General features: G+C 71.3%; 18 protein-coding genes. 7 read left to right on the plus strand and 11 right to left on the minus strand.

The window, feature by feature from the left end:
- The first annotated feature begins 297 nt into the window (after nucleotides 1-297).
- Both IH00_RS0130710 and IH00_RS0130715 read left to right on the plus strand, forming a co-directional pair.
- The gene (locus IH00_RS0130710) at nucleotides 298-1,680 is read left to right on the plus strand and encodes an NAD(P)-binding domain-containing protein (protein ID WP_031079305.1); all 1,383 of its coding nucleotides are present in this window, start codon (nucleotides 298-300) and stop codon (nucleotides 1,678-1,680) included.
- A gap of 5 nt (nucleotides 1,681-1,685) precedes the next feature.
- Nucleotides 1,686-2,918 carry an MFS transporter gene (locus IH00_RS0130715; RefSeq protein ID WP_039947599.1) on the plus strand — a complete coding sequence of 411 codons (1,233 nt, stop codon included), beginning with the start codon at nucleotides 1,686-1,688 and terminating at the stop codon, nucleotides 2,916-2,918.
- Nucleotides 2,919-3,504: 586 nt separating this feature from the next.
- Here IH00_RS0130715 and IH00_RS0130720 read toward each other — a convergent pair.
- Entirely contained in the window at nucleotides 3,505-4,128 is a 624-nt protein-coding gene (locus IH00_RS0130720) for a TetR/AcrR family transcriptional regulator (RefSeq protein WP_052411755.1), read from the minus strand.
- Between the two features lie 117 nt (nucleotides 4,129-4,245).
- Between IH00_RS0130720 and IH00_RS0130725 the strand changes: the two genes are divergently transcribed.
- A complete protein-coding gene (locus IH00_RS0130725; RefSeq protein ID WP_031079310.1) occupies nucleotides 4,246-4,674 on the plus strand; it encodes a VOC family protein in 429 nt (142 codons plus the stop codon).
- A 126-nt stretch (nucleotides 4,675-4,800) separates the two neighbouring features.
- Here IH00_RS0130725 and IH00_RS0130730 read toward each other — a convergent pair whose 3' ends face one another.
- The 3 genes from IH00_RS0130730 to IH00_RS0130740 all read right to left on the minus strand — a co-directional run bounded on the left by IH00_RS0130730 (nucleotide 4,801) and on the right by IH00_RS0130740 (nucleotide 10,015).
- Nucleotides 4,801-6,639 (minus strand): metallophosphoesterase family protein, encoded by a 1,839-nt coding sequence (locus IH00_RS0130730; protein ID WP_031079312.1) that lies wholly within the window; start codon nucleotides 6,637-6,639, stop codon nucleotides 4,801-4,803.
- Between the two features lie 80 nt (nucleotides 6,640-6,719).
- Nucleotides 6,720-8,264, minus strand: a complete 1,545-nt coding sequence (locus IH00_RS0130735) for a patatin-like phospholipase family protein (protein ID WP_031079314.1) — start codon at nucleotides 8,262-8,264, stop codon at nucleotides 6,720-6,722.
- On the minus strand, nucleotides 8,261-10,015 hold the full coding sequence (locus IH00_RS0130740) for a GMC oxidoreductase (protein WP_199819843.1): 1,755 nt from the start codon (nucleotides 10,013-10,015) through the stop codon (nucleotides 8,261-8,263). The genes IH00_RS0130735 and IH00_RS0130740 overlap by 4 nt, the downstream gene beginning before the upstream one ends.
- A 519-nt stretch (nucleotides 10,016-10,534) precedes the next feature.
- Here IH00_RS0130740 and IH00_RS0130750 point away from each other — a divergent pair.
- Nucleotides 10,535-10,810 carry a hypothetical protein gene (locus tag IH00_RS0130750; RefSeq protein ID WP_031079316.1) on the plus strand — a complete coding sequence of 92 codons (276 nt, stop codon included), beginning with the start codon at nucleotides 10,535-10,537 and terminating at the stop codon, nucleotides 10,808-10,810.
- A gap of 32 nt (nucleotides 10,811-10,842) precedes the next feature.
- On the opposite strand, the gene IH00_RS0130755 is transcribed toward IH00_RS0130750, so the two are convergent.
- The 7 genes from IH00_RS0130755 to IH00_RS0130780 all read right to left on the minus strand — a co-directional run bounded on the left by IH00_RS0130755 (nucleotide 10,843) and on the right by IH00_RS0130780 (nucleotide 16,102).
- A complete protein-coding gene (locus IH00_RS0130755) occupies nucleotides 10,843-11,385 on the minus strand; it encodes a DUF488 domain-containing protein (RefSeq protein WP_234335022.1) in 543 nt (180 codons plus the stop codon).
- Nucleotides 11,386-11,514: 129 nt separating this feature from the next.
- Nucleotides 11,515-11,922 carry a DUF7144 family membrane protein gene (locus IH00_RS0130760; protein WP_031079319.1) on the minus strand — a complete coding sequence of 136 codons (408 nt, stop codon included), beginning with the start codon at nucleotides 11,920-11,922 and terminating at the stop codon, nucleotides 11,515-11,517.
- A gap of 254 nt (nucleotides 11,923-12,176) precedes the next feature.
- Entirely contained in the window at nucleotides 12,177-13,016 is an 840-nt protein-coding gene (locus IH00_RS0130765; RefSeq protein WP_031079322.1) for a class II glutamine amidotransferase, read from the minus strand.
- Nucleotides 13,017-13,022: 6 nt separating this feature from the next.
- On the minus strand, nucleotides 13,023-13,331 hold the full coding sequence (locus tag IH00_RS45540; RefSeq protein WP_420710942.1) for a DUF7144 family membrane protein: 309 nt from the start codon (nucleotides 13,329-13,331) through the stop codon (nucleotides 13,023-13,025).
- 161 nt (nucleotides 13,332-13,492) lie between these two features.
- Nucleotides 13,493-13,906 carry an SHOCT domain-containing protein gene (locus IH00_RS0130770; protein ID WP_031079323.1) on the minus strand — a complete coding sequence of 138 codons (414 nt, stop codon included), beginning with the start codon at nucleotides 13,904-13,906 and terminating at the stop codon, nucleotides 13,493-13,495.
- Between the two features lie 191 nt (nucleotides 13,907-14,097).
- Nucleotides 14,098-14,691 (minus strand): MTB12 C-terminal domain-containing protein, encoded by a 594-nt coding sequence (locus IH00_RS0130775; protein WP_063835456.1) that lies wholly within the window; start codon nucleotides 14,689-14,691, stop codon nucleotides 14,098-14,100.
- Nucleotides 14,692-14,764: 73 nt separating this feature from the next.
- The gene (locus IH00_RS0130780; RefSeq protein WP_031079325.1) at nucleotides 14,765-16,102 is read right to left on the minus strand and encodes an MFS transporter; all 1,338 of its coding nucleotides are present in this window, start codon (nucleotides 16,100-16,102) and stop codon (nucleotides 14,765-14,767) included.
- 132 nt (nucleotides 16,103-16,234) lie between these two features.
- Between IH00_RS0130780 and IH00_RS0130785 the strand changes: the two genes are divergently transcribed.
- The 3 genes from IH00_RS0130785 to IH00_RS0130795 all read left to right on the plus strand — a co-directional run bounded on the left by IH00_RS0130785 (nucleotide 16,235) and on the right by IH00_RS0130795 (nucleotide 18,549).
- A complete protein-coding gene (locus IH00_RS0130785) occupies nucleotides 16,235-16,594 on the plus strand; it encodes an ArsR/SmtB family transcription factor (protein ID WP_031079326.1) in 360 nt (119 codons plus the stop codon).
- A 243-nt stretch (nucleotides 16,595-16,837) separates the two neighbouring features.
- Nucleotides 16,838-17,737 carry a permease gene (locus IH00_RS0130790; protein ID WP_078888058.1) on the plus strand — a complete coding sequence of 300 codons (900 nt, stop codon included), beginning with the start codon at nucleotides 16,838-16,840 and terminating at the stop codon, nucleotides 17,735-17,737.
- Nucleotides 17,725-18,549 (plus strand): TIGR03943 family putative permease subunit, encoded by an 825-nt coding sequence (locus tag IH00_RS0130795; RefSeq protein WP_324615808.1) that lies wholly within the window; start codon nucleotides 17,725-17,727, stop codon nucleotides 18,547-18,549. The genes IH00_RS0130790 and IH00_RS0130795 overlap by 13 nt, the downstream gene beginning before the upstream one ends.
- Nucleotides 18,550-18,721: the final 172 nt, after the last annotated feature.

Consider the following 18,721-nt stretch of genomic DNA (forward strand, 5'->3'; position numbering starts at 1 on the left):
CGTCTATGTTGACACATGTCGAACCAGGGCGGCAGGGCCGGCTGCCGCCTAAGGTCGGCGCGCGCGCTTCGCCCACCGGATCGAAGCCACCGTGTCGTGTCAGGGCGTACGCACTGACGCCCGGACCGCCGGGGCGGCGAGGTTGGACTGTCCGCCCCCGATCCGCTCCCCACGATCACGACGTCGAGCCGCCCCATCGGCTCCCCGTTTCGATGAATGTCTATGTTGACGCACATCGATGCAACTGTCATGCTGGGTGCGCAAGCCATTGACAGATGTCGAATCAAGGGAGTCATCATGTCTGCGCCGACCACCGACGCGTCCGCGACCGCGCTTCCGACCGTGGTCGTCGGAGCAGGCCCCATCGGCCTGGCGGCCGCCGCCCACCTCGTCGAGCGCGGCCTGGAACCGCTGGTCCTGGAGGCCGGCCATGCCGCGGGCGCGGCGGTGCGCGAGTGGAGCCACGTCCGTCTGTTCTCGCCCTGGGCCGAGCTCGTCGACCCGGCGGCGGAGAAGCTGCTGGCCCCCACCGGCTGGGCGGCTCCCGACGGGGCGACCTACCCCACGGGCGGCGACTGGGCCGAGCTGTACCTCCAGCCGCTGGCCGGCGTCCTCGGGGACAAGGTCCGCTTCGGCGCCCGGGTCACCGGAGTCTCGCGCCTCGGCCGTGACCGGGTCGTCGACGCCGACCGCGACGCGCAGCCTTTCACCGTCCACGTCGCGTACGCCGACGGCCGTGAGGAGCGCCTGACCGCCCGGGCGGTGATCGACGCTTCCGGTACGTGGTCCACGCCGGGCCCCATCGGCGGCGACGGCCTGCCGGCCCTCGGCGAGCTCGCGGCCGCCGACCGTATCTCCTACCGCGTCCCCGACCTCAAGGACCCTGCCGTTCGTGTCCGTTACGCCGGGAAGCGCACCGCTGTCATCGGCTCCGGCGCCTCCGCCTTCACCGCCCTCGCCGCGCTCGCCGAGCTGGCCACGTCCCATGACGGCTCCGGTACGCACGCCACCTGGATCCTGCGCCGGGGGATCAGCGGCTCCACCTTCGGCGGTGGTGAGGCCGACCAGCTCCCCGCTCGTGGCGCCCTCGGTCTCGCGGCCAAGGCGGCCGTGGACAACGGCTGCGCGGACGCAGTCACCGGCTTCCGTACGACCGCCGTCGAGCGTGCCGGCGAACAGGTGGTCCTGGTCGCCGAGGACGGCCGCCGGCTCGACCCGGTCGACGAGGTCGTCGTCCTGACCGGTCTGCGCCCCGACCTGTCCTTCCTCTCCGAGCTGCGCCTCGGCCTCGACGAGCGCCTCCAGGCCCCGCTGGACCTCGCCCCGCTCATCGACCCCAACGTCCACTCCTGCGGCACCGTCTACCCGCACGGGGTGAAGGAGCTGGCCCACCCCGAGAAGGACGTCTACCTCGTCGGCATGAAGAGCTACGGCCGCGCCCCGACCTTCCTCGCGATGACCGGCTACGAGCAGGTCCGCTCCATCGCCGCCGCCCTCGCCGGTGACCGGGAGGCCGCCGAGCGCGTCGAGCTGACGCTGCCCGAGACCGGCGTGTGCGGCGGGGCCGGCCTTTTCGACGAGCCGGAGGCGTCCGGCGCGGCGAGCGGCGGAGGGTGCTGCGCGACCCCCTCCACGCTTCAGATCGGGATCGGAGCTCCCGTCTCCTCCGGCGGCTGCTGACCACCGTGGCACGCCTCGACCTCGGCAAGGCCGCGACCGGAACGGGGGACCGGTCGCGGCCCCGCGCCGTCCTGCCCGCCCTGTGCGCCACGCAGATCACCGGCTGGGGCATCGTCTATTACGCCTTTCCCGTCCTGCTCTCCCGCATCACCGCCGACACGGGCTGGTCGGCCAGTACGACGACCGCCGCGTTCTCGGCAGCCCTGCTGGTCTCGGCAGCGGCCGGGATCCCGATCGGCCGCTTCCTGGACCGGCATGGACCGCACGCCGTCATGACCGGCGGCTCGGTCCTGGCGGTCCTCGCCCTGCTGGCCATCGCCGCGACCCCGAACATGACGGTCTTCTTCGCCGCATGGATGGCGGCCGGTGTCGCCATGGCGGCCACCTTCTACCACCCCGCCTTCGCCGCCGTCACCCGCTGGTGGGGGCCCGACCGGGTCCGCGCCCTCACCGTCATCACCCTTGCCGGCGGCCTGGCCTCCACCGTCTTCGCCCCGCTGACCGCCGCGCTCGCCGAGCACCTGAGCTGGCGGGCGACCTACGCCGTGCTCGCCGCGGTCCTGGCCGTCGTCACCATCCCCGCCCATGCCCTCGCCCTGCGGGCCCCCTGGCCGCCCGCGCCGTCCACCCCGAGCGGTCAGGCATCCGCCACGGCCACGCGGATCAGCCGTTCCCGCCCTTTCCTGCTGCTGGCGGCGGCCTTCACCCTCTCCGGCTTCGCCATGTACGCCGTCGTGATCGGGCTCGTGCCGCTGCTCACCGAACGCGGCGCCGGCACCACGACCGCAGCCTGGGCCCTCGGGCTCGGTGGCGCCGGCCAGACACTCGGCCGCACGCTGTACGCCACGCTCGCGCACCGGACCGGCGTGACGACACGCACGACGATCCTGATCGCGGCCGGGGGAGTCACCACAGCGGCCCTCGCCCTCGTACCCGGACCGATCGCCCCGCTCGTCGTGATCGCCATCCTGGCCGGAGTGGTACGCGGCAACCTCACCCTCCTCCATGCCACTGCCGTCTCCGACCGCTGGGGCACCGCGGACTACGGCCGCTTGTCCGCTCTGCTCATTGCGCCGGCCACCGTGGCGGCAGCCGTCGCCCCATGGGCCGGCGCGGCACTGGCCGGACCACTCGGCGGATACGACGGCCTCTTCCTCGTCCTCGCGCTCTGCTCCGCAGCGGCGGTCGTGTTCGCCATGGCGTCCGGCCGCCTCATGAGCGGCCCCTGGGGCGCTTGATCCGCCGCGAGGCCGATCAGTTGGCTGCCATGTGCACGGGGGGCCGGGGGTGCGGTGCCGGTCGCGTCGACGACATCCCGCCCGTCGCGGGCCGCCCCCGGCCGACCCCGGCGCGGACCGTAGCGCCGCCCGGCGACAAGGACTACGACTCCGACGCCCACCGCGACGCACTGCGCCGCCGGACTTCCCACGCCTCGTTGTGTGCCGGGAGCGCCATCGAGCGGACACGACGCCTTCGTCCCCCTCGGCCGCAGTCCCCTCCGCTACGACGTCTCAAGAAAGCCCCCTCCGGTATCTCTGGCGTGCGCTGAGGAGCAACTCGGCCCCTGGCCTGCTCGGCTCTACCGGTGCGGTACCCGTCTGGATCGACTGGCTCCGCCGGAGCCGGCGCACGACCCCCTCGGGAAGACCATGACGATCGCGCCGACGGCGGCTGTCGGGGAATGGGAAGGGGAAGAGCGGGAGCGCGCAGAGGAGGGCGGTGTTGCTCGTGCCGTCGACCCGTGCGGGCGCGTGCGGGCGCGGGTCGGAGCACGAAAGCCGCCGGCAGCGGGGCGAGGGCAAGTTGATCGCGCGGACTCGCGCATCAGGCGCCCGGCGCAGGGTGCTGAGTGTCTGCTGGGGAGGGTCGGGCCGGGGTGCGCAGCCCCGCCAGCAACCGGTCGAGCGCCTGCTCCCCGGCCTGCGGGTCCCCGCCCCGCGCGATCCAGAGCGCGGCCTCGTTCATCGCCCCCGACAGCAGCCGGGCCAGGGGCTCCACCGGCTGATCGGCGATGAGCCCGGCTGCGACCAGCGCCGCCAGTGCCTCTTCGAGGTGCCGGGCGGAGGACTCCTCGTCCATGGTCCGCCACTCGTCCCAGCCCAGCACGGTCGGCGCGTCGACCAGCAGGATTTGCCGCACCGCCGGGTCGGTACCCGCGGCCAGGAAGGCCCGGCAGCCCGCCCGGAGTTGCTCCCAGAGGTCCTCGTACTGCTCGGCTGCGGTCGCGACGCGTTCGCCCAGCTGCCGCTGGACCTCGGAGACGACGGCCCGGAAGAGCCCCGCTTTGCTGGCGAAGTGGTGGTAGGCGGCCCCCTTGGTGACCCCGGCCGCCCGCGCCACCTCGGCCAGCACCACGTGGTGGTACCCGTCGGCGGCGAACCGCCGCTGTCCTTCCGCCAGCAGCGCATTCCGCGTGGCCGCCCGCTGCTCCGCCCGGTTGACCGCCATCGCGCACACCGCCCTTTCCATTTCGCGTACCGAGGGTATGCTAACGCCCCGACTCGCATACCCCCGGTATGTGAAATGGACCGAAGGACCCTTGCGATGACGAACGCACTCACGACCATGCCCACGACCCGCCTCGGCGGCTTCTACCCGGTGCTGGCCACCCGGGACGTGGCGGCCTCCCGCGACTTCTACACCCGCCACCTCGGGTTCGAGGTGACCTTCGAGGCGGACTGGTACGTCAGTCTGCGCCGCCCCGACGCCCCGCACTACGAACTGGCCCTCCTCGACCATGCCCACCCGACCGTCCCCGAGGGCCACCGGGTCGCCCTCCGGGGCGGCTTGCTGCTCAACTTCGAGGTGGACGACGTGGACTCCGAGCACCAGCGGCTCGTCGTGGAGGCCGGCCTGCCCGAGGTACTGCCACTGCGTACGGAGGAGTTCGGCCAGCGCCACTTCATCGTTGCTGCCCTCGACGGGGTGCTGATCGACGTCATCACCGTCGTCCCGCCCAGCGAGGAGTACGCCGCCCGGTACACGGACGCCTGACTCCCGGGCCGGCGTCCGCCACCCGCCTCGACCGGCTCGGTGTCCCCGTGCGGGCCGTTGCGTCCTGGCGCCCGGCTGGACCGGCGAATCGGGCGAGGCCGTCCGCGGCCTCGCCGGAATGTCCTCCTAGGCACCGGGCCCCCGCGTCGGCGCGATCACGACGGGTTCTTCGATGAGCCGCGCGGTCGGCGGCGTCCTGGGCACCGGCCGCGTCCAGGCCGCGGGGGTGTCGGCAACCTCGTCGAGGAGCCAGTCCCGGCAGGTGCCGTCGAGCGCCAGCGGGTGGAGGGTGAGCGTGCCGTCCGGTGCGATGTGCATCCGGACGAATCCCGTGCGGTCGTCGATGGACTGCCCGGACATCTGCCACTCGGCGGCTTGACCGCTGTGCGTCCACAGCACCCACAGGGCGAAGAACTGCGAGCCGAGGAGTGCGCCCAGCGCGGCGGCGAAGAACAGCAGGATCGCCAGGATCCAGATCCGGCTCCAGGTGAGCGGGACCGAACGGGCCACGGCGACAGCGACGGACAGCGCCGCGACCGCGGCCGCCAACTGGAACAGCACGGCCACGACCGGACCGAACGACGGCCGCCGTCCGGTCCGCAGCCGCCCGGCCCAGCCGAACAAGAAGGGCAGAACGAAGAAGGCGGCACTCGTGCAGAGCAGGCCGAGCAGGTCGTCGACGCCGGCCCGGCGCAGGGCGTCGAGGGGATTGCGTCTGCCGTCGGCGAGCGCGAACGCGCCACTCGCCAACAGCACGAGCATCACCTGCACCATCCCGGCCAGTACTGCGAACCCGCGGTTGCGCCACGGGAGCCAGTACGGCGACCAAGGCCGGGCGATCGCGCGGGCGAGCGAGCGGGACTCCTTCGCATCGGGGTACGTGTGCTGTGCGAGGGCGAATCCTGACGGCGGTTCGTCCTTCTCCCGCATCCGCGACGTGGCGGGCGGCAGCGGCAGGGCCTTCGGGAGCCAGTGCGTGGCGGCCAGGAACGCGCCGCCCAGGCCGCACGTCACCATCTGGCGTCGACGGGGGTCCGGAGGGAGGGCGTCGTCGGAGCCGGGCCGGTCGTCGGGGAGCCGTTCCGCGTAGCGGGCGTAGTGGTGCTTGTCGCCGGTCAGCCACAGCCGGATGGACGCGCCCGTGTCCTCGCGTCTCCCGGTGTCCGGGTCGAACCGGGTCCGTATGATGTTCCGGTCGAACCAGTGCAGGGAGTTGAAGGCGTTGGGCTCCTTGTCGCTCTTCACCCACGTGGGCGCGGCGGAGCAGACGATCACGCTGTCGCCCGGCTGCAGTTGCGGAGAGAGCACGGACTCGAAGTAGCGCCGCTGCGGATCGTCGAAGTAGGAGCCGAGCTGGCTGTCCAGCCCGACGAGCCACCAGCGCTGCGGCAGCTTCACGGCGAAGTAGCTCCGGGTCTGCCGGGTCCGCCAGCCGCCGATGCGCCGTCCCTGGGCGAACATCCGCAGGAACGCGGTGAGTCCGTCGTACCAGTCGTGGTTACCCGGCAGCGCCACCATGAGCGGCTGGTCCGGTGCCGACGGGAGCGCGGCTCGGTAGGGCCCCTTCATCCGGTCCTCGTACGCCGTCGTCGAGGCCACCGGGTACACGAGGTCCCCGCCCAGGACGAGCAGCGAGCCACGAGGGAACGAGTCGGCCCCGGCGACGGAGAGCCGGTTCGCGGCCAGGGCGGATGCCACCGAGTACGTCGCCTCGAAGCCGTCGCCGAGGTCGGCGACGAAGTCGATCCAGATCTCCTCCGCGTCCGGATCCGCCAGCGGTGCCCGCAGCAGACCGCTCTCGAGCGCGCCCTGTACCTCGCGCTTGTCCGAGTAGCCGGCGAACACGGCGGCCAGCCCGACCTTCACCGCGGTACGAGCCAGCTCCCTCGGTGCCAGCCAGCGCACCGGTTCCTGTGGGGTGAACCGGAGCGCCGCCGCGTGCGTGCGCAACTCGTCAAGGTTCACGATGGCTCCTCCGTCGGCCCGGGATCTCTCTTGCGGCGCGTGTCGTCGCGTACGGCGTCACGTGGCGGCGCGGGCGCCGGTCACAGCGGTGACCAGGGCAGGACGGCCTGTCCGTACACGTCCCACAGCTTTCCGAGGAAGAACCGACCGAAGCGTCCCAGCGTCGTCGCCCTGCCGGGGAGCGTCGCCGCTTCGACCCTGAAGGTGGTGAGCTGCTTCAGGAAGTCGGTGGGGCGGATGCGAACGGATCCCGAGGCCACCAACTCGGCTTCGGGCTCCTCCTCGGCATCGACGTGGCCACGAACGATGCGTGTGTGGAGGGTCGTCGTGTCCTTCCAGACTCCCCGGCGGGAGTCCACGCTGACGCTCTTGTGTCCACTGAGTGTGAGCCGATGACCGGCTCGGTCGGTGAAGAACAAGCGGTACAGCATCCGCAGGTGTTCCGGGTCGCCCTGTGCCACGAACAGCTGGAAGGTTCCTCGCTCGACCGGAAGGCGTCCGCCCAGCTCCTGGCAGACGACTTCTCCCCGCAGAGCGGCTTCATGCTCCGGATCGCTCAGGAAGCGATCCACTCCCCGGATGTCGATGGTCAGGTGCACGGCCAGGTCGGCGGCTGCTCCACCGTCCGACGAGGACACCTCCTGGACGTCCTTCGTGCCGAAGGCGACACGGCCGGCCATGCGTTCCGTGAACCGGATACGGGTGGGGTCGGGGCGGTCCGGAGGGGCGCCGGTCCGCCAGGGAATTCCCTGGGCCGTGCACCAGTCGCGAGCACGGTGCACTCCGAGCTCCACGGCCTGGGCGAAACGGTCCTTGCTGAAGTTGATGAGGTAGTTCAGTGGAACCTCGGCGCTCAGGAGCCTCACGTCGATCAGGCGGCCGAACTCTCCGGCATCTCCTCTGCGGATGGCCGCGTTGCTGGCCTCGATCCGGCGCAGCCAGTGCTGCAGCTGACCGTTGGCGACCGTTTCGATGATGTGGAAATAGTTGGCCACGAAGCCGTCCCGCCAGCGGTGCAGTCGGCTGACCGTCCAGATGATCCACAGTTCGTCGCAGCCCCGCCGAATCGCCTCCTCGACGTTGCCATCGGTCAGGTAGACCGGGTCGATGTAGGTCTGCCCGTCGATGACGACCGGAGGGAACCACATGGGCAGCGCCACCCCGGCACAGAAGCGATCCTCGTCCATGTGGGCGGCGGTCACCGTCTCCAGTTCGTTGGCACTGAAGTTGTAGAGGTTGAACGTGGCTTCGCGATCGGTGGCCCGGATCCTCTCCCAGTCCAGTCCCCATCCCGGGAAGACGCGACGCCGATAGCCGTCCAGCGTGAAGAGGGAACGGGCGTACGGCCCCTTCGGCAGCTCACGCCAGTTCGGGGCGACGCCCTTCAGAGGAGAGAGGTTGCGCCAGTTGTCCGCGATCTCGCGCCCGGACATCCCCTGGCAGTACATCGCCAGGTTGAACACACCTCCGCTGGCCCCATCGGCATGGTCGAACTCCAGCTCGGCCTCGTCGAGGAGGACCTGAAGGACCCCCGCCTGGAAAGCCACCTTCAGCCCGCCGCCGGCGAGGATGAGGGATCGGCGCGGGGTGCCGCTGCGGTGCTCGCTGTTCCGACCGGTCGTCATGAGGGCCTCGTAGGATTGTGCCGGTGATCGTCGATGATGCGCTCGGCCGACCGGTCGGCCAGCGCCGCGATGGTGAGCGACGGATTCGGGCCGACGGGACCGGGCATCACCGAGCCGTCGGCGATCGACAAGCCCGGATAGCCGTACACGCGCCCGAAGGAGTCCACCACGCCTTCCCGCTCGGTGCGCCCCATCGGTGCGCCACCCACGGGATGCACGGTGATGAGGCGGTTGAGCCACCACAGGGGATTCGAGGCGTAGCGTCCGCCCAGACTGCGGGACACACGCATCATCGTCTCGTTCATGTGGTCGAAGTACTGATCGGAGGCGGCCAGACCCCAGTCGAGGTCCAGATGTCCGTCCCGGAGGAACATGCGGCCGTTGGGCACGTCCCGCCCCATTCCGAGCAGCGGTATGGACGTCGCGGTGAACAGCCCCTTGCCCATGGCGTCACCGAGCTGTCGCCCCACACGGCTCCTGGCGGTTCTCGTGAGCTGCGACCACCCGCGCCGCAACAGGAACCGCGTGACCCTGTTCGACATGGTCAGCACATTGTGCTCGACAAGCCAGTTGAGGAATTCCGGGTAACCGGCATCCTCGATGTAGAAGCCCCGGGCGGAGTCGTCGTTCTCCTTGCGGTCCAGGCGCATCGCACTGGTGATGACCGGGCCGAAACTCGGTTCCAGCATGCGCGGAACCGTCTCACCGGGCCGGTCCCGGCGCTTCTCCCGTGCTTTGACCACCAGCCCGAGAAAGTCCCCGTTTCCGGAGAAGTGCGTACCCAGCGCCGGGCTGAGGGCAGGAAAGGCGCTGCGGTTTCTCAGCAGCAGATAGGTGGTGCCGAGCGCACCGGCGGAGAGGATCAGCCGTCTCGTCCTGACGGTGTGCAGCTCGGGAGGAGCGAGCGGATCCCCGCCCCCGGCCGCACCGTGGTCGATGTACGAGACCAGGAACCCCTCCCGGACGGGCTCGAACGAGCGGACCTCACAGAGGGTCCGGATGTCCGACCCGAGCCGGTCGGCGGCGCTGAGGTAGGTGAAATCCAGACTGTTCTTGCTGCCGAAGTTGCAGCCCATGTCGCATTCACCGACAAGCCGGCACGTGGAGCGCGGGCTGTGGTGCAGGTTGTCCTCACCGCCCTTGATGGGGGCGCCGGGCACCGGCGGCTCTCCGAAGGAGACGGCCAGCCGCGGAAGCTCCCACGGAAGACCCAGCTGCGAGGCGGCCTGCTGCATGGCGAGGGTCTTGGGCGTGTCCCGGTAGGGCGGCACGCCGAACGGGTACGGCTGCGCACCCATCATGGTCTCGACGCGACCGTAGTGAGGATCGAGGTCCTCACGTGTGACGGGCCAGTCCTCGTAGCCACCGTCGAACGACTCGTGCACGAACCAGCTTTCGGGCTTGCGGATCAGCACATTCGCGTAGATCAGCGAGCCTCCGCCCAGCCCGCTGGACACCAGGGCGTCGAGCTTCGAGAAGCTCCACATGTCGTACATCCCGTACAGGCGGGAGTCCGGATCCCAGAAGTTCTTGGCCGCGTCATGGGGGCTGCGGGGAAAGGACCCGGGTGGGAACGGCTTGCCTCTTTCCAGAAGGCATACGTTCAGGTCGGCCTCGGCCAGGCGAAAGGCGGTCACGGACCCGCCGAAACCCGACCCGACGACGACGGCATCGAAAACGTCCACGCTCGCCACCTCTGTGCGTCGGAGCCCTTGCTTTGACGTCCCCCCGCATGCGGTCGCTGTGCGCACGATCTCTTTCCATGGTTCACCCGCGCGTGGTGACACGCACGTCGAGAAGTCGGCCGGGCCGGCTCTTCGCTTTCCGGCCTGCCGAGGCGTGTGCGGGACGAAGTGCCGCAACCGCCGTCCGCGCAGCGGTGTCTCGCACAACCGGGGACGGCCGGGAGCGGGTGCGGGACGAGGCGTCGGTGGACCGGGCAGTCACGCGCCGGCGACCGGCTCCCGGACGTTCAGGGCGCCGGCCGGGCCGTTGTCCCGCGGGGCGCCGGAGCCCAAGTGGCGTCGAAGACGCCGGTGTCGGCGCCTCTTGGCGGTGTCCTGCGCCAGCACACCGCCCGCCAGGGGGACTTGTCGTCCTGGCGGCCGAAGTGCAGGAGAAGGGACGGCCGGGACGAGAGAAGCGACGGCCGGGATGAAGATCGCCCCGGCCACCGGTGACTTCCTGGGGAACCTGCCCCAGGGGCTGAGCCACCTGGCGCTGATCAGCGCCGCCTGCGCCCTCGACACCACCGGCAAGGAGGCGGACAGGTGAGCGCGTGGGGGACGGCCGCCGGGGCGTTCGTCGGCACGCCGGTGCTGACCACGGCGTTGCGCGCCGCCGGGGAGATGCGCCTGACGCGCATGGACCTGCCGTTCCTGCTCGGCACGGCGGTGACCGTCGACCGCACGCGCGCCAAGGCCGCCGGCTACCTGGTGCAGCTTCCTGATGCTCAACTACGGACCGAGCACGCCCGTGATCACCGTCCTCGTCCACATCGGCTACGGAGCCATCGTCGGGGGCTTCTCACCACGCTCGGCCCCTGACAGCCGGCCCGGCTGTCAGGCTTCCGCGCCCGTCACGACGGCGCCGGAGCCGCGTCGTAGACGAGGAGGCCGTCGGCCCGGAGCCGTACCCCGGGTGTGGGGGAGTGCGCCGTCAGCCGGCCGTCGTGCATGAGGTGATCGACGGGCACACCGCGGGCGAGCACGGCGAAATCGGCGATGAGGCGACGGTGGCATCGCCACCACACCGCCTCGCTGCACATCACCGCCGTGCGCTCCTGCGCTGCCTGCCGCAACAACTCCTCCATGGCGGCGAGGAACTGCGGCGTACGGGCGTGAGCTGCGTAGCCGCGGAAGGAGGCATGACGCCAGACCGTGTCGGGCGAGTCCGGCGGCGGTCTGCGGAACCCTCCCAGACGCTGCTCCCACCGGTAGGCGATGCCCGCGGCGGGCATCCAATCGGCCAGCCGCTGCCGTGACAGGTCCGGTTCGCGGCGGCTGCCGGGGGCGGTCCTCACATCCACCACGGCGGCGATGCCGGCCCGGCGCAGCAATGCGATCAGCGCCGCCCGGTCGGCAGTGCTGTGACCAAAGGTGATCAGCCGGGTCGGGGGCACCGACACCTCCCTGGCCCACGTACGGACGGACATCGCCGCCGGGACCGTCGCCCAGGGGGTGCGCGATCGTCGGAGCCGGGTCGCCCGACGGGTGAGATGCCCGCGTGCGACCCGGCCGCCCGGGACGGGTCAGGAATCCGGCGACCGCACGGTGCACAGCGCCCAGATGATGAAGGCGTACATCGCGATGCCCACGATCGACCACACCGGGTAGTACGGGAGGGACAGGAAGTTGATGACGAGGAGAATGGCCGCCAGGCCCACACCGGCGACCCGTGCCCACATCGACGGCCTCAGCAGGCCGACACCGACGATGGCCGCGAGGACACCGAAGGCCAAGTGGAGCCATCCCCACGTGGTGAGATCGAACCGGAAGATGTATTCGGGCGTGGTGACGAAGACGTCGTCCTCGGCTATCCCCATGATTCCGCGGAAGATGTCCAGAATGCCTGCGACAAGGAGCATCACAGCCGCGAACGTCACGAGACCACTGGCCAGGGCGTCGTGTCTCCTGGTCTGGGTGTGCATGGTGGTCATGGGTTCTTGACTCCTGATCGGATGGTAGGTGCAGGTCGGGGCCGCGGACATCACCCCCGCACCCCTGTTTCGGCGGTCCGGCCCCGCTGGGCGGGTTGTCCGGCCGTTGGTCGCCGGTGGTGGTCCGCCACCTCCTCGTCGTCGGTTCGAGGGTCGATTCGACTGTGCGGGACGGGGTGACAGGTCCGGATCACCCCCGGCGGGTGAAACGAGGCGGTGATGTCACGACGAGGGAGGCCACGGGTTCCGTGGCGTCAGACGGGTGCGGGGGCGAAGGGCAGGAGTGCGTCCGCCCCGGGCCGTACGACGCCGTAATGGTGCTCGGGCACCTCGTTCCACGCCCCGGGAAGATCGCCCAGCGGCTCCGACACGACCAGGCGCGTCTCGTCCGACACCTCCTGCAGAAACGTCAGGTCGGGGTGCAGCGCCCGCAGCGAGTCGACCTTGGTGCTGTAGTACAGCGACCGGGCGGTGCCGCCGCTGGCGTAGCGGAACGCCCAGGTCACCGAGCCGTCCGTCACGGCCACGGTCATCTGCAGCGGAGCGGCGATGCCGTGCGCGTGACCGGTGCGCTCCACCAGCCCCGCCATCCGGGCCACCGCGCCCGGAGGGTCCTCGTCGAGGCCGAAGGTGAGAGCGAGGAAGAACATCACCTCGGAGTCCGTGGATCCCTCGATATCGGGGTACAGGGACGGCTCCACGGCCAGGCAGAGCTCTCGGCGCAGCGTGTGGAAGCCGGCGATGGCGCCGTTGTGCATCCACATCCAGCGACCGTGGCGGAAGGGGTGGCAGTTCGTCTGCTGCACCGCCGTCCCGGTCGAGGCCCGGATGTGGGCGAAGAACAGGGGGGAGCGGATGTGCTGGGCGATCTCGCGGAGATTGCGGTTGTTCCAGGCGGGGCCCACATCGCGTACGACCGCCGGAGTGCCGGTGCTCCCGTCCGGCGTGTACCAGCCGATGCCGAATCCGTCGCCGTTGGTCGTCTCGACGCCCAGGCGGGAGTGGAGGCTCTGGTCGATGAGTGAGTGCGCGGGCTTGTACAGGATGTTGTCGAGCAGTATGGGCGTTCCCGAGTAGGCCAGCCACCGGCACATGACCGATCACCCTTTCACGTGATCAGCGCCTTCCCGTCTGACCGACGCACAGAGCCCGGATGGCGAAGGCGTCCAGGGCGGCGGCCACGATCGACCACAGCGGGTAGGCGGAGATGGAGAGGAATTGGCGATGAGCAGCAGTGACGCCACCACCACTCCCAGGAGACGGGCCCACGGACGGCCCTTGGCCAGTCCGACGCCCATCAGGACCGCCAGGGCGCCGACGACCAGGTGGATCCAGCTCCAGCCGGCGAGGTCGAACGCGGAGGTGCAGCCGGGCGCTTCGAGGAAGAGGTCGTCCCCGGCGATGCCCAAGATGCCGGCGCGGGACGTCCAGGACGCCCGCGATCACCGTCATGACGGCCGCGAAGATCAGCAGATCGCCGGCGAACGTCCCGCTGCTCCTGGCCGGTGCGTGCGTGGTCCGCATGCCGCCCTCTTCCCGGTATGCGCGTCCGTGGGTGCCCGTGCCGGTGTCAGTGCAGGATCTTCTCCTTGGCGCGCTGGAACTCCACGTCCGAGATGTCGCCCCTGGCGCGGATCTCGGAGAGCTTCGCGAGCTGTTCCACCTCGGAGGCGGCCGGCGTGCCCGCGGCCCGCCGGATGTAGGTGTCCAGTGCTTCCTGCTGCTCCTGGGCGTGTCGTATCTGGCGCCCGCCCATGCCCTTTCCGCGGGCGAGGAGGTACACGAAGACGCCGAGGAAGGGCAGCACGATGACGAACACGAGCCATCCCGTCTTGCCGAGCCCGGAGAGCGTGTCGTCGCGGAAGATGTCACCGATGATCCGGAAGAGCATGAGGAACCACAGGATCCACAGGAAGACCCACATGGTGGTCCAGAAGGCCCCGAGAAGGGGGTAGTCATAGGCCAAGTCGACATAACCGTCCATCGCCGTCTCCTCCGCGTCGCTGCCGTGCACTTCCGACGATGGGTGCGGGGGTGCTTCGCCGCATCACCCCGGAAGGGTGAGCGAGCGCGGGCCGAACACCGCGCCGGGGATGCCGGACGGCAGCGTGCCGGTCTTCACGGTGACCCCGTCACCACCGCCGCTCTGGCAGAGCCGAAGCGAGCGCCGGGTGGTCAGTCCGGGGGCGGGCAGGTGGCTGCCTGGGGGACGTCCTCGCCGTACTGGGTGAGGGAGCAGACGGTTCCGAAGGACACCTTCCATGTGCCGTCCTGGTACACCGCACTGCCCGGGGCGTCGTGCCCGGTGTCCCGGCCGTCGCTGAACAGCTTGTAGCGGACCGCGGCGCGCAGGTCCGAGCCGAACGTCACCGAGTCGACGCGGACCCGCAGGAGCCGGGCCTCCCGGTCCGTGGTCAGCGCCTCGATCATGAGTCGGTACTGCTCGCCGTTCTCCGCCACGTCCACCCGGTCCTGAACGGACGATTCCGGGCCGAAGAAGCGTGCCCACGAGGTGCGGATCTCCTCCTGCGCGGCGGCCGGGTCCTCCGGTGTGGCCGCGGTAGGTGCGGGCGAGGGGGAGACGGGGGCCGACGGGGAGGTGCCGGGGGAGGGGCTGCGGGACGGTGGCGTGGCCGAGGGGCCGGTGGCGGTCGGCCGGGGCGGCGGCTCCTGGGCGTCGTCGCATGCCGCGGTGAGCAGGAGCGCGACGGCCGCGACCGCCGCCCTGGCCACGGTCGTGGTCGCGGAACCTCGTCGCGAGAGCACCATGAGCACCGCCTTGTCGTTCCCTGCAGTGGAGGCTGGTTACCCCGCGCGGCGTGCGGCCACGCCGGTGGCCCGGTCAGCGCGCGGGGGCGTGCAGCGCGTCGGCGACCAGGTCGTGGCTGTGCTGCCAGCCACCCGGTACCGGAGCGGCATCCGCCACATGGGGATGCCCGGCGTCCAGCCCGGTGTGCAGATGGACGACCGGCTCCGTGTCGTGCGGCGGCCACAGGCGCACCGCGAGCACCCCGGCCGCACAGGCGATCACCCACAGGGCGATGACGGCCGGCAGGAGCCCTGCCGTCGCGCCGAGCCGGCCCGCGAGCGGGTACGCCAGCAGCCAGCAGGCGTGCGAGAGGGAGAACTGCGCGGCGAACAGCTCCGTGCGGCCGGCGGGCCCGGAGGAGCGGCGGAGCAGCCGACCGGCAGGGGCGAGCACCATCGAGGACGCCGCACCGAACGCGGCCCAGGCCGTCAGCAGGGCGGGCCAGCGCCAGTCACCCGTCCCGGCGGCGCTGATGACGGCCGGACCGGCGAAGACCAGAGCGATGAGCAGGGCACCGCGCAGCATGACGGCACGGTCGGACACCCGGTCGAGCACGCGTGGCAGCACCAGCGCGACGGCCATGGAGCCGGCCCCGTAGGCACCGAGCGCGACGGCGACGTCCCCGGCGGAGCGGTCGAGGTGATCACGTACGTACACGACGGTGTTGACGAGGACGACCGCGCCCGCCGCCGCAACCACCAGGTCGAGCGCCAGCAGGGCACGCAGTCGCGGCACCGCGCAGAAGGACCGGACGCCGGCGGTCGTCCGCCTGCACAGGCCACCCGTGCGCGGCGATGCGACCGCCTTCGGCAGCGCGGTGGAGACCACCAGCGCCGCGGACCCCACGAAACCGATCACGGTGCCGGCGAACAGCCCGCTGTACGTCGTCATCGACAGCAGCACGGCGGCGAGAGCCGGGCTGGCCAGGCTCTCCAGGTCGTAGGCGAGCCGGGACAGGGACAGTGCCCGGGTGTAGTCGCGCTCGTCCGGCAGCACCTCCGGCACGGCCGCCTGGAAGACGGGCAGGAAGGCGGCGGACGCGGCTTGGAGGACGAAGATCAGGGCGTACACCTGCCACACCTGGCCGACGAAGGGCAGCGCGAGAGCGGCGCAGGCTCTGATCAGGTCGGCGCTCACCAGCAGGGCGCGGCGGGGAAGCCGGTCGGCCACAGCGCCGACGGCCGGGGCTATCAGGACGTACGCCACCATCTTGATCGCAAGGGCGGTGCCGAGCACCGAGCCGGCGTCCGCTCCCGCGACGTCGTAGGCGAGCAGTCCCAGGGCGACGGTGGCCAGGCCCGTGCCCGCCAGGGCGATGACCTGTGCCGCGAAGAGGTGGCGATAGGCGCGGTGGCGCAGTACCGAAAGCATGCGGCGGTCCCCCTTGCCACGACGGCTCGGCCAACACCACGACTATAGGTTCATGTGCGCAACTGCGCACATGAGGGATCCGGTCACACCCGCGGCGGCGGAAAGCGGGCGATAGGCCTCTACGCTGTGTGCATGGCCGCCCGCGAATCACTCCCAGCTGCGCCCGGTACGCATCTGCGCGCGCCGGACAGCGTGCGTCTTGCCGAGGCGACCGAGGTCTTCGCCATGCTGGCCGACCCCACCCGGCTGCATCTGCTGTGGCTCATCGCGCGGGGGGAGTCGGACGTCGGTTCGCTGGCCGAGCGCTGCGCGGCATCACGGACGGCGGTGAGCCAGCACCTGGCGAAGCTGCGGTTGGCGGGGCTCGTGGAGACGCGCAGGGAAGGGCGGCACGTCTACTACAGCCTGCGCGACGGCCACCTGCGCCGCCTCGTCCTGGAGGCGCTCAGCCACGCGGACCACCGCGTCAGCGGCGCGGCTCCACACGACTGAGACCGGCATACGACGCCTCCGGGCCCTCGGTCCGGGCCGTCGCCCGTGCTCCCGGCAAGGGCTCCTTCGCACCCTCGCGAGAGCCGTCGCTAGTCTTGCCCCCTCGCAAGGGAGGGGCACGTGCACGTGGAAGACCCGGTGTCCGGGAGGGCCGGACCGGTCGGGTGGCTGGGAACGCTGCTGCGGGGCCTCGGGGTCCTGGTGGCCGGCGGTGTCCTGCTGCTGGCGGTCGGCACCGTGGCCATGGTGGTCGTTCCGGACGTCCTGTTCCATCTGGACACACCGGCTTTCCGGGCGTGGCGGACCGTCTTCGTGGCCATCACCGTGCAGGGGCTGCCGTTCCTGGTGTTCGGCACGCTGATCTCGGCGGCCATCAGCGCGTTCGTGCCGGCCTCGGTGTTCGATCGCCTACTGCCGCGCAAGCCGGCGCTGGCGGTGCCGGTCGCGGGTGCGGCCGGTGCGGTGCTGCCCGGCTGCGAATGTGCGTCCGTGCCCGTGGCCGGCAGCCTCATGGGGCGCGGGGTCGCCCCGGCCGCGGCCCTGGCGTTCCTGCTGTCCGCTCCAGCGATCAACCCGATCGTCCTCGTGGCCACGGCCGTTGCCTTCCCCGGAAGCCCCGAGATGGTGCTGGCCCGCCTGATCGCGTCGCTGGCCGTGGCGGTCACCATGGGCTGGCTGTGGGCCGCCCTGGGCCGGCCCGAGTGGCTCCGGCTGCCCGCGCCCCGCAGGACGGCTCCGGCCGGCAGGTGGCAGGTGTTCCGCGACGGCCTCCAGCACGACTTCCTGCACGCGGGTGGCTTCCTCGTCGTGGGCGCCATGGCGGCGGCCACCTTCAACATCCTCGTTCCGCAGTCCGTGCTGGAGACCGTCTCCTCCTCGCCGTGGCTGTCCGTGCTGGCCCTGGCGGTCCTCGCGGTCGTCCTCGCGGTCTGCTCCGAGGCGGACGCGTTCGTCGCCGCCTCCCTCACCGGCTTCTCGCCCACGGCCCGGCTGGCCTTCATGGTGGTGGGCCCGATGGTGGACGTGAAGCTCATCGCCCTCCAAGCAGGGACGTTCGGACGGCCCTTCGCCCTCCGGTTCTCCTCGGCCACGTTCGTGGTGGCCGTGCTCTCGAGCGTTCTCGTCGGGTGGTGGCTGCTGTGAAGGGCCGGTTCCAGGCACTGCTCCTGGTCCTCACGGGTGCGGCGGTGCTGCGCATCTCGTTGCTCAGCGAGGTGTACCTGCGGTACGTGAAGGCGGGACTGCGTCCCTTGCTGATCGCCACCGGAGCGGTGCTGCTCGTCCTCGGTCTCCTCGCGGCCGTGCGGGAGGCGCGCTCGTACGCGCGGGCCCGGCTCACGGAACCGGAGGACGAGCACCCCGTGCTCGCCGAGCCGGAGGACGGGCACGCGGGCCACGGACACGACCACGCCCATGGCCCGCGCGTGGCATGGCTCCTCTACGTGCCGGCCGTGATGCTCCTGCTCTTCGCCCCGCCGGCGCTCGGCTCCTACACCGCCGCGCGCGACGACGTCATGGCCGCCTCGCGCACGGCCACGTTCCCCGACCTGCCTGCCACCGGTCCGGTCCCGATGGCCGTACGGGACTTCAGCGCGCGGGCGATCTACGACACGGAGCATTCCTTGCGGGGCCGGACCGTTCGCCTGACCGGTTTCGTCACGCCCGGGGACGACGGCAGGTGGTACCTCAGCCGGCTGCTGATCCAGTGCTGCGCGGCGGACGCCGGGGTGATGAAGGTCGAGGTGTTCGGGATGCGCGCCCCGGCGGCGGACACCTGGGTCACCGTCACAGGTGTGTGGCGCCCGCTGGGCTCTCCGGGGTCGGAAGAGGCGAGACCCGCCCTCGACGCGACCGGCCTCGAGAAGATCCCGGAGCCGACCGACCCCTATGACGACAGGCCCCCTGCCGACGCCGGCGCCGATGGTCGGCCCGGCGACTCCGCCGCCGCACCCTGACACAGGACCCCCGCAGGGCGAGGCTCCTCCGGCGACCGGGACGACTCCCGTTCTCCGGCCGGGCTTCACCCGACGGCGCCACGCCGGAGCGGCCGGGAGCTCGTCTCCACCGGCGAGGTGCCGTGGGAGCCGTCGCGTACCGCCCCCAGGAGCTGCCCGACCGTCACGGCGG

This window comes from Streptomyces sp. NRRL S-118 (assembly GCF_000716335.1).
GTDB lineage: Bacteria > Actinomycetota > Actinomycetes > Streptomycetales > Streptomycetaceae > Streptomyces.

Coding starts and splice junctions, on each gene's coding strand:
- IH00_RS0130720 (WP_052411755.1), bottom strand. CDS start 4,128: ATGGCGGTCAACCGGGCGGAGCAGCGGGCGGCCACGCGGAATGCGCTG.
- IH00_RS0130735 (WP_031079314.1), bottom strand. CDS start 8,264: ATGACGACCGGTCGGAACAGCGAGCACCGCAGCGGCACCCCGCGCCGA.
- IH00_RS0130780 (WP_031079325.1), bottom strand. CDS start 16,102: ATGCTTTCGGTACTGCGCCACCGCGCCTATCGCCACCTCTTCGCGGCA.
- IH00_RS0130710 (WP_031079305.1), top strand. CDS start 298: ATGTCTGCGCCGACCACCGACGCGTCCGCGACCGCGCTTCCGACCGTG.
- IH00_RS0130770 (WP_031079323.1), bottom strand. CDS start 13,906: ATGGACGGTTATGTCGACTTGGCCTATGACTACCCCCTTCTCGGGGCC.
- IH00_RS0130790 (WP_078888058.1), top strand. CDS start 16,838: ATGGTGGTCGTTCCGGACGTCCTGTTCCATCTGGACACACCGGCTTTC.
- IH00_RS0130785 (WP_031079326.1), top strand. CDS start 16,235: ATGGCCGCCCGCGAATCACTCCCAGCTGCGCCCGGTACGCATCTGCGC.
- IH00_RS0130775 (WP_063835456.1), bottom strand. CDS start 14,691: ATGGTGCTCTCGCGACGAGGTTCCGCGACCACGACCGTGGCCAGGGCG.
- IH00_RS0130760 (WP_031079319.1), bottom strand. CDS start 11,922: ATGACCACCATGCACACCCAGACCAGGAGACACGACGCCCTGGCCAGT.
- IH00_RS0130765 (WP_031079322.1), bottom strand. CDS start 13,016: ATGTGCCGGTGGCTGGCCTACTCGGGAACGCCCATACTGCTCGACAAC.
- IH00_RS0130725 (WP_031079310.1), top strand. CDS start 4,246: ATGCCCACGACCCGCCTCGGCGGCTTCTACCCGGTGCTGGCCACCCGG.